A 12,701-nucleotide genomic window follows, 5' to 3' on the forward strand; every position below is an offset into this window, starting at 1 on the left:
TTTTGCTGCGTCTTCTTATGTGGGTCGTTCCCGGCCTTCTATTGAGTATTCATCCCATCCCGGTTATGATTGGCTTACAGACTAGGAAAATGGGGGATGATGATGAAATTCCTGAAAACGATAAGAAACAGCATATGGGTCATTCCTGTGATCTATTGTCTGATGGCACTTGCTTTGGCTCTGATTGTCGTCTACATAGACATGAAGATACTGCCGCTGCTCAACTTCGAACTGGCGTTTTTCCTGGCGACATCGGTCGATCTGGCCAAAGAGATCCTCGGTTCGATTTCCGGGGCACTGTTGACGATGACAACGATTACGTTCTCCACCATCATGGTAGTGCTGACTACATATTCATCCCAGTTCTCACCACGGGTGCTCACCAACTTTGTGAATGACAGGAGGACGATGCGGGTCCTTGGTGTATTCATGGGCGGTTTTCTGTATTCGATCCTATCACTGGCCTTCATGCAGCAGGCCACATTCGAAGGGGAAGTCATTTCGGCGATTGTGGCGGTCATGCTTGCCGTACTCTGTCTTTTCTTCTTTGCATACTTCATCCATTTCGTCGCTTCGAGCATACAGGTCAGCAACCTCATCAATTCTCTCGTCGAGGACGTGAAGGAAGAGATAGAAAAGGAAGAAAAGAGGATCGATCAGGATCATGTTGCAGTAAGCGGTCTGAAACCCGAGATGGTGGAGTCGTATGACACGACGACTGCACTCCAGTCCGAAGACTTCGGTTTCATCCAGTTCATGAACCACGACAGGCTGTTTGAATGGGCGGAGGAGAATGAGGCTGTCATCCATGTCGAGCAGCTGGTGGGGGAGTTTGTGACGACCTCTACCATCCTTATCACCATCCATCACGATGAAGGGACTGAAATTCCGGACAGTCTGATCAGGAATATTGAGCTCGGCAAGGAACGGAGCGTATATCAGGATGTCGACTATGGCCTGCAGAAGATTGTGGATGTTGCGATACGTGCGCTATCCCCCGGGATCAATGACCCCAACACCGCTGTCCAGTGCATCCACTACCTTTCCGAAGCGCTCATAAAGAATTTCAAATATACCGGTACGTACGTCATATACAATGATGAAAAGCACCTGGGACGACTGGTGGTCAGAAGAAGCAGTGTGGAAGATAAACTCTATAAGATGCTGTCGCAGATCAGCTTCTATGGGAGGCAGGATGTGACGATCCTCAGGACGCTCATTGAAGCTCTCGAGAATATCGCCCTGAATAGTACAGATGATGTGAAGCAGGATATAGAAGCGTTCAGCCGCTATGTATATGATGGTTTCGATGAGGATGTATTGTATGACATTGATTACAAATATATCAATGAGAGGCAAGTCCGTTTGAGTGAAGCGTTGAACAGGGCGGAGTAATATGGAAATATTGATGGAATGGTACCCGATGGGAGTGGGGTACCATTTTTAATGCAGATTTCTAGTGGCTGGTCTAAATATTTCATTTCAGGGTATAAGTACGTATTGAAAAGAAGAAAAGGGGATGAATGTTGATGAGAATATTACTGACCGGTGCGTCCGGATATATTGGCGGAAATCTTCTGGAGAAGCTCAAAGAAAATCATGAGATCATAGCGATCTCCAGACATGCGGATGATAAGGAAGACGAAGAGAATGTCACATGGAAGGAGGCGGATCTCTATTCACAGATAGATATCGAGAATGTAATGGAGGATATAGACATTGCAGTGTACCTCGTCCATTCCATGCAGCCTTCATCAAAGCTTTCACAGGCAAAGTTCGAGGACATGGATGCGATACTAGCGGACAATTTTGCATGGGCTGCCAAGCAGAAGGGCGTGAAGCGGATCGTTTATCTGAGTGGAATCATTCCAGATGATGATACGCTCTCGGAACACCTGGCAAGCCGACTGGAATGTGAAAGGATACTTGGTTCCTACGGGATCCCCGTGACCACACTGCGTGCTGGACTGATTGTGGGACCGAAGGGGTCTTCCTTCCCGATCCTCCACAATCTGGTGAAGCGCCTGCCCGGACTTCTGCTCCCATCCTGGGCATACAATAGGACCCATCCGGTGGCACTGAAGGATGTCATTACAGGTTTGACTCGGGTAATCGAAAGGGAGTCCAGCCGAAATGAATCCATCGATATCGGAGGGCCCGAGGAAAAGTCCTACAGGCAATTGTTTGAGGAGACGGCGGAAGTCATGGACAAAAAGCTGCCGATGATCGATGTGCCGATTATCCCGATCACGCTTTCCAAGCTCTGGGTCAGCCTGATTGCACAGAAGCCGAAAGAGATGGTCTACCCATTGCTTGAAAGCCTTACCCACAACATGGTGATGAGGGATGAGAACTGTGTAGAGGGCATATCAGATGCACCAACGAGCTTCAAGGACAGTGTCCGTATCGCGCTGGATGATGAAATAGATTCAAGCACCAAAAAAGGCATTGAAATCATACAGAAAAGCGACATAGAGAAGAACGATGTGAAATCCGTCCAGCGTATAAGAATTCCAAAGCAATGGACGATAGATGATACAGCCGACTACTATGTGAACTGGTTGTCCCGAATCGGAGGGAAATTCATAAGTACGCGTGTGAAGGACAAGGAGACATCAATTGCACTGCCTCTGTTCAAATCGCCGATCCTAATTCTGGAGAAATCGGAGGAGCGTTCATATGAAGACCGGATCCTCTACTACATTAAAGGAGGAAAGTTCTCCCAGACTAGGGAGGACGGCCGGGCGCGCCTCGAGTTCCGCCGTGTGCTGGATACGGATGAAGTATTGATTGCCATCCACGAGTACGAACCGACGCTTCCATGGATCCTCTATACTGTTACGCAGGCGAAAATCCACCTGCTGGTCATGAAGGCTTTCGGGTTTGAAACACGCTTGCTTGCAAACATGCTGGATTCACAGTATGCGAAATATGTCTCCAACCCTAATGCAGAATAGATGGAAAGGAAGACAACAGGATAATTTCCCGGGAAATATAAAGATAACAAAAAAAGACAGCAGGTCCGCTAGGCGGAACCTGCTGTCTTCTGCATTTTTGGAGACCGTGCCCGATACCACTGCCAACACAGTATGACGATCAATCCGATATCGATGATATCACCGCCATAGTACATCAATAGTGCACCGCTTTCCCCTGCAGCCTTCGAGACGCCCTCAGGAGGTGCTGCGTAGATGAGCTTGGATAATACTTTATGGAAACCGAGTGCAAGTATGAGTACAATGGCCCGGTACATGTAGCTGTATCTATGCGTTGTGATATCGATGTAGATGAGTGAGATTGTGAATAGATATCCTGCCAGGAATACATGCAAGTGAATCAGGGCATAGAGCCATGCCGACATGTGCATCATCGTGAACAGCCCGGTCATATAGATCAGGAACAGCCCGCCGATGTTCAGAGTGGCTGCAACCAGCGGATTGGTGATGAAACTGATATAGCGGCTGTTGAGCAGACGGCTCAATTTTCTCGCCGTTCGGACATTTAGAGTGCGCATGAGCAATGTCATCGGCTTGCCGAATGCGAGGAGAAGCGGAGCCAGCATGCCCAGCAGCAGATGTCCCATCATATGTGCAGTGAAATTCGTATGGGACAGTTGGGCGAGCGGCCCGGTGAGGGCCGAAGCAGCCAGAACAACCCCGGCCGACCATAATATAAAACGGTGGAAGGGCCATTTTTTGTGCTTCTTACCCGATATATACATGCCAGCCGGATACAGGATCAGAGCAGCAAGTGCAATTAAGGCGACAGCTATTTCGATGGGGAGGAAGTTTGCGTGTGCCATATCATCGGGCCTCACTTGGTTTCATACGCTTCTTGGCCTGAGTGAACAGAACAGTGCCGATGATCAGCAGAATGAGGCCGGAAATGTTCCAAGCCAGGTCGTATGGCAATATTTCGACCCCGTATCGTACCTGGTGGATCTGCAGCAGCTTATGGTTTACAATCCCATCAAATACCTGGAATCCTCCAAGCCCAAGGAATAATGATGCAGTCCACATCCGCACGTGGGCAATATGCCGCCGCTGTATGTCTGCGAACATGAACAGGCCGGCAACCAGCGCAAACAGTGCAAAAGCATTCAACAGACCATCGGACAATATGCCGATGAATGGTGTGGAAAGGTCGTAGAAATGATGCCATTGCAGCAGCTGGTGGAAGATGATTTCGTCGATCAGCGCCATCAGCCCGATGCCGAACAGAACTCCGGACCAGATGTTCATGGCCGGAGTGGCCTGGCGGGTTTCCTGTTTTCTTGCCATTGTATCCTCTCCTGTCGATTAAGTTATATTTCACTTACCCGATATTGGAGAGAATAAAGGATTTGAACATTTCGAATGCCATTATGAATAATGGCCGCGCTGTCATTTTGTGACAATCTGCTGAAATAATGCCATAAACATACTCTAATGTGTAAATATATCCCTTGCCGGTATTCATCCATAAAATTGATAGTGCTACAATGACTGAAAAGAAGTAATTTTTAGATATTTTATATGGAGGGATTTTATGTCTGTTAAAGAAAAGTTGTTGCAGAAGCTTGAAGAGAAAGAAGAGAGAATGATTGAAATCAGGCGCCATCTTCACGAAAATCCGGAGTTGTCTTTCGAGGAGGAGAATACGGCGAAGTACATCGCAGACTTCTATGACGGCAAGGATGTCACAGTGACGACGGGCGCCGGGGGCGGCCATGGGGTCATTGTGAAAATTGAAGGTGCTTCAGCCGGAAAGGTGATCGGGATCCGTGCCGACTTCGATGCATTGCCGATCGAGGAGGAAGCGGATGTGCCATTCAAGTCCAAAAAGGAAGGCGTCATGCACGCATGTGGACATGATATGCATACGGCCTATATTTTGATTCTTGCGGAATCCCTCTATGAGCTCAAAGATGAATGGAGTGGAACAATAAAGGTGATCCACCAGCATGCTGAGGAAGTGCCTCCAGGCGGGGCCAAGGGCATCGTCGAGTCCGGGATACTTGATGACCTGGATGAAGTTTACGGTATCCATATCTTCCCGAACTTTGAAGTGGGTGAAGTCGTCCTGGCAGAGGGTGAATCTATGGCGGGACGATCCAACTTCGACCTTACCATCCAAGGAAAAGGCGGCCATGCGGCGATGCCGAGCACAGCCAAGGATGCCCTGGTGGCCGGCGCCCATTTCGTCACACAGGTTCAGACGGTCGTCTCCAGAAGGATGGATCCGGCGGACCTGGTGGTCGTCACCGTAGCTTCATTCGATGCACCAGGCGGCTATAATGTCATCCAGGATTCGGTGAAGCTGAGGGGGACAGTAAGATACATGAGCGAGAAGAACAAAGTGCCGGCATACGAAGCCATCAAGGGCATTGCCGAATCCCTGGAAAGTGCATTTGGAGTAACGGTCGACCTCGACTACAAGTACGATTACCCTGTGCTCTTCAATACACCTGAACTTGCCCATGCTGTAGAAGACATTCTGAAGCCGAATGTCGGTGGATATCTTAAAGGTGTAGAATTCGGCAAGCCGTTGTCAGGGTCTGAGGATTTCGCCTATTATCTTGAAAAGACACCGGGCGCCTTCTACTATATCGGCGCCAAGCCTGAAGGCGTGGACGAGCCGTATATGAACCATCATCCTAAATTTGAAGCCAATGAAGGTGCACTTCTGATGTCAGCAAAAACCCTGGGTGAAGTCGTCCTTGGAAGACTTCAGCAGGATAGCCCGTAAAGGAGGGATTGAATGGACAACACGACAGCTGGAAAAAAGAAAGAAGAGCGAATAGCTTCCGCCCCGCCATTCCAAGCTTTGGATATGGTGGGGCATTCATTTTGAGCACCTCCATCCATATGGGGAGGATGGCTGTGTTATTCTTGGGGAAAAGGATGAGAATATGGTTCGTAATATAGTTCTGAATGATACGGAAATTAAAGTGAAGCATTATGAAAGAAAGACTGAGGAAGGACATCAGGTAGTATCCTTCATCTTCGAGGTGACGAGTGAAGAATACCACGATGTTACGGTCCTTCTATATAAAGGCACATTCGATATCAGGATTCCGGAGGAGGGACTGGATTTCAGAGGAACGATCATCAATTATTCAACTTCCCTCGACAACCTCTACGAAGAGGGGCAGACCGGCGAGTTCAGGGTCACACTACAGGAAGTATAAGGAGCAGGAGATATGAAACTGAGTATTTTGGATCAGGCGCCAATATCCAAGGGCCAGACGCCGAATGAAGCACTGGAGGCCTCCAGGCAATTGGCCGAGTTGGGGGACAGGTACGGCTATACCAGGTTCTGGGTGGCTGAGCACCATGCGTTGCCGAATCTCGCCTCGAGCGCCCCGGAAGTGATGCTGGGCTATGTCGGTGCCCATACGAAACGGATCAGGATCGGCTCGGGAGCTGTATTGCTGCCCTACTACAAACCGTATAAAGTGGCAGAGAGTTTCAATATGCTTGCATCGCTTTTCAAGGATCGGGTGGATATCGGCATCGGCAGGGCACCGGGCGGCCCGGCAGAAGCGTCCGAAGCACTATCTGACGGGTTTCTGCAGCAGGTGTTCAAAATGCCCGAACTGGTCGATGAACTGGCTGGCTATATCGATGGGGAGGCGGACCTCGCCGCCAACCCGGAGCCGCCGGTCAAACCTGCGCTCTGGATGCTCGGCACAAGCAGAAAAAGTGCCGCATTTGCAGCGGAGAAGGGACTCTCCTACTGTTTTGGGCAGTTCATGAGTGAGGAGGACGGCAAGGAGATTCTTGCGCATTACCGTGAAAACTTCACACCACGCAGTAAAGGCCAGAGTCCGGAGACGATCATGGGGGTCTCCGTCGTCTGTGGAGAAACGACGGAAGCTGCCCACGATATCGCATACAGCTGGCTCATCTGGCAGGTCCAGCAGTTCCACGGTGAAACCCGGGGGATCCCGTCGATCGAAGAGGCGAAAGCCTGCGAATTGACAAAGGAGGATGAAGAGAAGCTTCAAGCCATGCGGGACCGGATGATCATCGGCAACCCCGATGAAGTCGTGGATGAGCTCAAACGCATCCAGGAGGCCTCCGGGGTGGATGAGTTCATGATCATCACCATCACCTTCTCGCCGGAGGATAAAAGGAATTCGTATCGGTATATAGCAGAAAAACTGGATGAAAAATGAAGCCGCCTGGCCCAGGCGGCTTCATTTTCATTATATGCCATAGCTGACATCATCCAGTTGTTTCAACTGATCGAAGCCGACATTGCCTCCGGAGATGACAAAGCAGACCTTCTCGTCCCTATTCGGGGTATAGGTTTCCTCAAGTACTGCAGCCAGACCCACTGCTGCGGAAGGTTCCGCAAGGATTCTGCCTTCCATCAGCAGCGTCTTCATCGCCTTCAGAATCGAGGCATCTTCAGCCTTGAGCATGCCATCCACATATTTCTGTACCACCGGGAAATTGCGGCCGCCGGGCTGTGCGGAAACCAGTGCATCGGCAATTGTCCGGCGGCTTTCCACCTTCACCCGCTCCCCGTGTTCCAGGCTTTCACTGTACCGGGGGATTGCTGCAGGTTCCGCGCCGAGGATGCTGATGCAGGAGCTGCTTTCCTTCATGGCGGTCAGAATCCCGCCAAGCATTCCGCCGCCGCTTGTGGGTACAATGACGGTGTCGAGGGAAGGGTGCTGATCCATGATTTCCAGTCCCATGGTCCCCTGTCCCGCCATGATGTCATCATCATCATAGGGATGAAAAAGTGTGTATCCATTCTCTTCGGCCATCCTTTCGCTGGCGTCGAAGCGCTCTGTGACGGTGGAGTATACAATCTCTGCACCGAGCTGTTCAATGGCCGCCACCTTGAATGGCGGTGCAGTATCGGGAATGACGACGGTCGCCTGGATTCCAAGCTCACGGGCGCCGTGGGCGACTGCCTTGCCATGGTTTCCCGATGAGGCGGTGACGATGCCCCTCTGTTTTTCTTCGTTGGAGAGTTTGAGTATCTTATTGATCGCCCCCCGGTATTTGAAGGCACCGGTCACCTGCATGTTTTCGAGTTTGAGATGGACTTCACATCCAAAAAGCGCATCAAGTGCGTGGGCTCTGAGCAATGGTGTCTTTATGATATGGGATCCGATCCTCGATTGTGCGCCTTTGACCATTTCCAAGGTTAATGTCATGCGATCCCTCCTTTTCTCACCATTATACATCAGCATGAAAAACTCGCAATTTTACAAAAATACAAGCACTTCATTTGCCGAGGATGATGTAAGCGTCTTATGATTGATGGGAGTAGAAAGAATGAGGAGGAGCATAGATGAAAGCAGTGTTTCATGAAAAGAAGAAAGGTCTGGAAGGTTTGAACTACGGAGAGATGGAGTTGCCTGAGCCGGGGAAAGGAGAGGTCAGGATCAGACTCCGTTCGGCAGGACTGAACCATAGGGATCTGTTTGTGCCCGAAAGGCATAAGCCGGAAGACCCTGCCCTCATCCTGGGATCGGATGGTGCAGGCGTAATCGATGCGGTTGGCACCGGTGTCGAGAAGGTTGAAGCGGGCGATGCAGTCATCGTCAATCCGGCCCTGGGATGGCAGAAGAACAGCGATGTGCCGCCTGAAGGGTTTGACATTGTAGGCCTGCCGGGACATGGCACCTTTGCAGAATATATCGTCGTCCCGGAGGAGAATGCTGTGCCGAAGCCTGAATATCTATCATGGGAGGAAGCGGGGGCATTCGCCTTATCCGCCATGACGGCCTATCGTGCACTCTTCACCCGCGGTGGTTTGGAAGCAGGGATGAGCGTTCTGATTCCAGGGGGCACGGGCGGCGCCGGGATATACCTCATCCAATTCGCAAAAGCCAAGGGCGCGACGGTCTACATCACTTCACGCTCCGAAGAAAAGCGCAGAAAAGCCTTGGAGCTCGGTGCGGATTTTGCCATCGACAGCGAAGGCGACTGGAATGAGGAAATGGACGGCAAGAAGGTCGATGTGGTCATCGAAAGCGTCGGTGCCTCCACATTCAACAAGGCGCTTGATCAGCTCAAACGTGGCGGGACTCTCGTTGCGTTCGGTGCTTCTACAGGAGACACAGTGGAATTGAACTTGAGGAAATTCTTCTATGGTCAGTTCAACCTCCTCGGCTCCACGATGGCAAGCACAGAAGAGCTGCATCAGATGCTCGAATTCTCGGAGCAACATCAGATCAGACCGATCATCGATCAGGCACATCCATTGTCCGGGTATGAAGAAGCCTTCAAATATTTGGAGAGTGCGGATATGATGGGCAAAATTGCATTTACAATCGAAGAATAGGCAGAAGTAAGACGTGGTGGACATGACTTGGCATTTCGTGTCCACTTTTTTGGGGTTAGCAAGAGGCACACGTGGCCTACGGTTAGGTTCATTACCGAGCGGGTATTGTTAAAACCAAGTGATTCATAAGACATCAACAGGGGATGACTTGAATGCCGAGGCTCAAAAATGAAAAGAACGTATACGAGTTGGACGTCGGACGTTTTGAAATTTTCTTCAGGAAGCGCTATAAACTGCTTTCAATCATAAATGACCTGTCCCTTGGGATATGGTTTACGATCGGCAGCATCATGTTCTTCTGGAGTACGACCCAGACAATCGGGACATTGCTGTTTCTGCTCGGCAGTCTGCAGCTTCTTGGCCGCCCGATCCTTAAGCTGATGCACGCCTTTTTTGTAAAGAGGGAGGCACGCAGGAGCAACGGGGGTGGAGGAGAAGAAGATCCGGAAACGACAAATTGGGATAAAAAGGGTTAAAATGGATTGATGAGAGGATGAACGGATGCATTATAAAAACATACTTCTGGCAATAGACGGCTCGGAAAACAGCAGGAGGGCCGCATACGAAACCGCAAGGCTGGCGGGAGGGGATACGAATATCACTGTCCTGCATGTACTGGATCCGGATGATACACAAAAGGATGTTGTACGCTCAAGTACAGAAAGGAACTGGGACAAGCAGAAGAAGGATATGCTGTCTTCCATCATCCGCCATTTTGATGAAGCAGACATAGATCATAAATACCTGACAAGACGGGGGCTCCCTTCCCTTAAGATCATTGAAGAAGCGAATTCCGGCAACTATGAGGTGCTGGTCATCGGCAGCAGGGGTCTGAACATGTTTCAGGAGATGGTGCTCGGCAGCGTCAGCCATAAGGTGGCGAAGCATGCCAAAATACCGGTGATGATCATCAAATAGACACTTACTTAAAGGAAGTGTCTATTTTTATGTGTCTTGAACCCACTAAAGGCTTATGATAATTTTAATGAAGCATAAGTGTTTGAAAATTTGGAAAAGGAGGGCGGCATAGTATCAATAAGGGGGAGTGAAATATCATTACGGAGGGGATGGAAATGGCACAACGGTCAAAATTCAAGGACCCGGGGTTCATCCTTGCGATTGTCGTACTTCTGTATTCGGCAATTGTATGGGTATGGTGGCCGCACGAAACATATGTGGCAGGAGTGGCGCTTACTGCCTGGCTCATGCTGGTCGGAATTATTCTATGGTTCATACTCGCAGTCGTCTATGTTTTCTGGATTGAATATGTTGAGAAATCGGTGAAGGAAGAAACGGAGAGGAGAGAGATGCATGAGAATAACTGAAGCGATCATCGTACTGCTGTATCTTCTATTCATGATTGGAATCGGACTCTACTTCTATAGAAGGGCACGATCCTCCTCATCCGACTACTACACCGCAGGCTCCAACATCAATACATTCGTCGGGGCGTTTGCCATCGCAGCTGCCGTCGCCAGTTCAAGTTCACTGATGGGGGCGGTCGGCTCCGGCGTGACGCTCGGCCTGCCGTATTTCTTTGCCTATGCATTCGGTGCAATCGGTATCCTGCCTTTTGCGATGTTCCTCATTTCAGGTCAGGTGAGAAGGGCAGGCGTCAAGACGATGCCGGACTTCTTCGACCAGAGGTTCGGACGCTCTGTGCAGATTCTTTCCGCCATCATCGTCGTGTTGGCGATGACATTCTATATGGTACCCCAGCTGACGGCTTCAGGACTGATCGGGTCTTATGTTCTTGGTATTGATTATATATGGGCCGTCATCATCCTTGGCCTCGGGTTCACAATCTATGCGGCACTCGGGGGCATGTGGGCAATCACCTACACGGATCTGTTCCAAGGTGCGATCATGCTGCTTGGTGTCATGGTGCTCGCCATGTTCATACTGTTCGATCACAGCGGTGTATTCGCACTGCTGAGCGACGCGCTTGCAGTCGATCCGAATTTCGGTGATGTCACACAGCCATGGATGGCATACTTCGGCCTCTTCATTGCATTCCTATGGTTCGGCATCATCTCGCCATCTGTCGTCATGCGTAACTTTGCATCAAGGGACGCGAAGACGGCACGCCGTTCATCCATGTGGGGTACGCTCATCTACCTGCTGCTCTTCCTGAGTGGCATGGTCGTGGCAATGGCCGGGGCCAGCCTCGGCATTGCAGACCAGCTGGACAATGCCGATATGATATTTGTATCGGTCATCGAACACTACCTACCGCCGATTATAGGCGGAATCATGCTGGCGGGGCTCCTTGCTTCCATCATGTCATCCGCCGATGCGATGCTGCTCGCCGTATCCGCAGGTGTTGCATATGATATATATAAGAAGAACATCAACAAAGATGCCAGTGAGCGCCTGATCACCCTGCTCAGCCTGATCGTCATGCTGGTGGCCAGTGTGGCAGGCATACTCATCGCCATCAACCCGCCCCAGCTCATCGCAATCATGGTCGGCTGGGTCGGCGGATTCCTGTTATCCTCGTTCGGCATTCCATTTGTGCTCGGCATCTGGTGGAAACGTGCCAACAAACAGGGTGCATTTGCCGGTATGCTCGGCGGCGCAGTCGTATTCCTCATACTCGTGTCACTGCAGATTCTGCCGACGAACGCCGAACCGATCATCGCTGCACCCATATCCCTGCTGCTCACCGTCGGTGTCAGCCTGATGACTGCGCCACCGTCCAGGGAAATACAGGACCAGGTCGACCGCTACCATACACATATTGAAGCGGAGGCAGAAGCAGAAGCTGCCATCCAGCCAGAGGGGTATGGATATGACACTGATCGGTAGGCAGGAGAAATATATTGAACAGCTCGGGGAACAGACCGTGGAAGCACACGAGCTCCCCGGCTTCATCAGGAAATCCTTTGGCATGAAGTTGATCTCTGGAGTGAGTGAAGATGCCATCAAAGCCGGCATCCATACTGCGGAGTTGATCTATCACCCCATGTGGATTGTACGGAATACAGTCGTCGCCACGCGGCGCCCCTTCAAACCGAAGCGCATACCGAATATGATATTCGTCGATGCCGTATCCGGATACCGGGGACTGCTCTCCACCGTCCCATCCATATCAGAAACTAAAGTGGAGAAGGATAAGGTCATCACTCCTATCATCGACGTGCAGTCGGTCGGACGATACATCAAGGATGTGCAGAGCAATCAGATCGACCGTTCCTATGTGCTCAAGAAGCCCGACCATGAACAATCAGAGCCGAGACTCGTCCATCTGCCGCTTTGGGAAGTCCAGATGGAGGGGCCATCCGGCAGGGAAACACATTACATCAATGCGAATACAGGAGCCTCGGAGAATTTCATGAGCAGACGCTGGACAAGTGGCGTCGATCTAATGAAATAGAGGACTGAAGGACAAAGTTTAAAAGAGCATGGCCTAG

14 protein-coding genes are annotated in these 12,701 nt (G+C 50.5%); 11 read left to right on the plus strand and 3 right to left on the minus strand.

The features are described from left to right. Positions 1-102 precede the first annotated feature (102 nt). Entirely contained in the window at positions 103-1,395 is a 1,293-nt protein-coding gene (locus LLU09_RS12205) for a DUF2254 domain-containing protein (protein ID WP_228311946.1), read from the plus strand. Between the two features lie 131 nt (positions 1,396-1,526). Next, on the plus strand, positions 1,527-2,957 hold the full coding sequence (locus tag LLU09_RS12210) for an NAD(P)H-binding protein (RefSeq protein ID WP_483314032.1): 1,431 nt from the start codon (positions 1,527-1,529) through the stop codon (positions 2,955-2,957). Positions 2,958-3,025: 68 nt separating this feature from the next. Here the strand turns inward: LLU09_RS12210 and LLU09_RS12215 are convergent, their stop codons facing one another. Both LLU09_RS12215 and LLU09_RS12220 read right to left on the minus strand, forming a co-directional pair. Next, on the minus strand, positions 3,026-3,802 hold the full coding sequence (locus tag LLU09_RS12215; protein WP_228311949.1) for a cytochrome c oxidase assembly protein: 777 nt from the start codon (positions 3,800-3,802) through the stop codon (positions 3,026-3,028). A 1-nt stretch (position 3,803) separates the two neighbouring features. Beyond that, positions 3,804-4,280, minus strand: coding sequence for a DUF2243 domain-containing protein (locus LLU09_RS12220; RefSeq protein WP_228311951.1), 477 nt, complete (start codon positions 4,278-4,280; stop codon positions 3,804-3,806). A gap of 247 nt (positions 4,281-4,527) precedes the next feature. Between LLU09_RS12220 and LLU09_RS12225 the strand changes: the two genes are divergently transcribed. From LLU09_RS12225 to LLU09_RS12235, 3 genes are all read left to right on the plus strand, one after another. Continuing rightward, positions 4,528-5,727, plus strand: coding sequence for an amidohydrolase (locus tag LLU09_RS12225; protein ID WP_228311953.1), 1,200 nt, complete (start codon positions 4,528-4,530; stop codon positions 5,725-5,727). 163 nt (positions 5,728-5,890) lie between these two features. Further along, positions 5,891-6,169 (plus strand): DUF3219 family protein, encoded by a 279-nt coding sequence (locus tag LLU09_RS12230; RefSeq protein WP_228311955.1) that lies wholly within the window; start codon positions 5,891-5,893, stop codon positions 6,167-6,169. 12 nt (positions 6,170-6,181) lie between these two features. Then, positions 6,182-7,159 carry an LLM class flavin-dependent oxidoreductase gene (locus LLU09_RS12235; protein ID WP_228311956.1) on the plus strand — a complete coding sequence of 326 codons (978 nt, stop codon included), beginning with the start codon at positions 6,182-6,184 and terminating at the stop codon, positions 7,157-7,159. A 30-nt stretch (positions 7,160-7,189) separates the two neighbouring features. On the opposite strand, the gene LLU09_RS12240 is transcribed toward LLU09_RS12235, so the two are convergent. Beyond that, the gene (locus LLU09_RS12240) at positions 7,190-8,155 is read right to left on the minus strand and encodes a threonine ammonia-lyase (RefSeq protein WP_228311958.1); all 966 of its coding nucleotides are present in this window, start codon (positions 8,153-8,155) and stop codon (positions 7,190-7,192) included. Between the two features lie 137 nt (positions 8,156-8,292). Here LLU09_RS12240 and LLU09_RS12245 point away from each other — a divergent pair, with 137 nt between their 5' ends. The 6 genes from LLU09_RS12245 to LLU09_RS12270 all read left to right on the plus strand — a co-directional run bounded on the left by LLU09_RS12245 (position 8,293) and on the right by LLU09_RS12270 (position 12,664). Continuing rightward, positions 8,293-9,288: a zinc-binding dehydrogenase gene (locus tag LLU09_RS12245; protein ID WP_228311959.1), complete on the plus strand. Its 996-nt coding sequence runs from the start codon at positions 8,293-8,295 to the stop codon at positions 9,286-9,288. Positions 9,289-9,440: 152 nt separating this feature from the next. Further along, positions 9,441-9,764: a YrhK family protein gene (locus LLU09_RS12250; RefSeq protein ID WP_228311960.1), complete on the plus strand. Its 324-nt coding sequence runs from the start codon at positions 9,441-9,443 to the stop codon at positions 9,762-9,764. A gap of 25 nt (positions 9,765-9,789) precedes the next feature. Continuing rightward, the gene (locus tag LLU09_RS12255; RefSeq protein ID WP_228311961.1) at positions 9,790-10,206 is read left to right on the plus strand and encodes a universal stress protein; all 417 of its coding nucleotides are present in this window, start codon (positions 9,790-9,792) and stop codon (positions 10,204-10,206) included. A 155-nt stretch (positions 10,207-10,361) separates the two neighbouring features. Then, positions 10,362-10,613 carry a hypothetical protein gene (locus LLU09_RS12260; protein ID WP_228311962.1) on the plus strand — a complete coding sequence of 84 codons (252 nt, stop codon included), beginning with the start codon at positions 10,362-10,364 and terminating at the stop codon, positions 10,611-10,613. Further along, entirely contained in the window at positions 10,600-12,096 is a 1,497-nt protein-coding gene (locus tag LLU09_RS12265) for a sodium:solute symporter family protein (RefSeq protein WP_228311964.1), read from the plus strand. Before LLU09_RS12260 ends, LLU09_RS12265 begins: the two co-directional genes overlap by 14 nt. Next, on the plus strand, positions 12,080-12,664 hold the full coding sequence (locus tag LLU09_RS12270; RefSeq protein WP_228311966.1) for a hypothetical protein: 585 nt from the start codon (positions 12,080-12,082) through the stop codon (positions 12,662-12,664). Before LLU09_RS12265 ends, LLU09_RS12270 begins: the two co-directional genes overlap by 17 nt. Positions 12,665-12,701 lie beyond the last annotated feature (37 nt).

Origin of the sequence: Salinicoccus sp. RF5 (assembly GCF_020786625.1) — a bacterium.
GTDB lineage: Bacteria > Bacillota > Bacilli > Staphylococcales > Salinicoccaceae > Salinicoccus.

Excerpts from the sequence above, each read along its gene's own strand:
- LLU09_RS12250 (WP_228311960.1), top strand. The coding sequence starts at position 9,441 with ATGCCGAGGCTCAAAAATGAAAAGAACGTATACGAGTTGGACGTCGGA.
- LLU09_RS12220 (WP_228311951.1), bottom strand. The coding sequence starts at position 4,280 with ATGGCAAGAAAACAGGAAACCCGCCAGGCCACTCCGGCCATGAACATC.
- LLU09_RS12215 (WP_228311949.1), bottom strand. The coding sequence starts at position 3,802 with ATGGCACACGCAAACTTCCTCCCCATCGAAATAGCTGTCGCCTTAATT.
- LLU09_RS12265 (WP_228311964.1), top strand. The coding sequence starts at position 10,600 with ATGAGAATAACTGAAGCGATCATCGTACTGCTGTATCTTCTATTCATG.
- LLU09_RS12240 (WP_228311958.1), bottom strand. The coding sequence starts at position 8,155 with ATGACATTAACCTTGGAAATGGTCAAAGGCGCACAATCGAGGATCGGA.
- LLU09_RS12270 (WP_228311966.1), top strand. The coding sequence starts at position 12,080 with ATGACACTGATCGGTAGGCAGGAGAAATATATTGAACAGCTCGGGGAA.
- LLU09_RS12260 (WP_228311962.1), top strand. The coding sequence starts at position 10,362 with ATGGCACAACGGTCAAAATTCAAGGACCCGGGGTTCATCCTTGCGATT.
- LLU09_RS12245 (WP_228311959.1), top strand. The coding sequence starts at position 8,293 with ATGAAAGCAGTGTTTCATGAAAAGAAGAAAGGTCTGGAAGGTTTGAAC.
- LLU09_RS12255 (WP_228311961.1), top strand. The coding sequence starts at position 9,790 with ATGCATTATAAAAACATACTTCTGGCAATAGACGGCTCGGAAAACAGC.
- LLU09_RS12225 (WP_228311953.1), top strand. The coding sequence starts at position 4,528 with ATGTCTGTTAAAGAAAAGTTGTTGCAGAAGCTTGAAGAGAAAGAAGAG.
- LLU09_RS12235 (WP_228311956.1), top strand. The coding sequence starts at position 6,182 with ATGAAACTGAGTATTTTGGATCAGGCGCCAATATCCAAGGGCCAGACG.
- LLU09_RS12230 (WP_228311955.1), top strand. The coding sequence starts at position 5,891 with ATGGTTCGTAATATAGTTCTGAATGATACGGAAATTAAAGTGAAGCAT.
- LLU09_RS12205 (WP_228311946.1), top strand. The coding sequence starts at position 103 with ATGAAATTCCTGAAAACGATAAGAAACAGCATATGGGTCATTCCTGTG.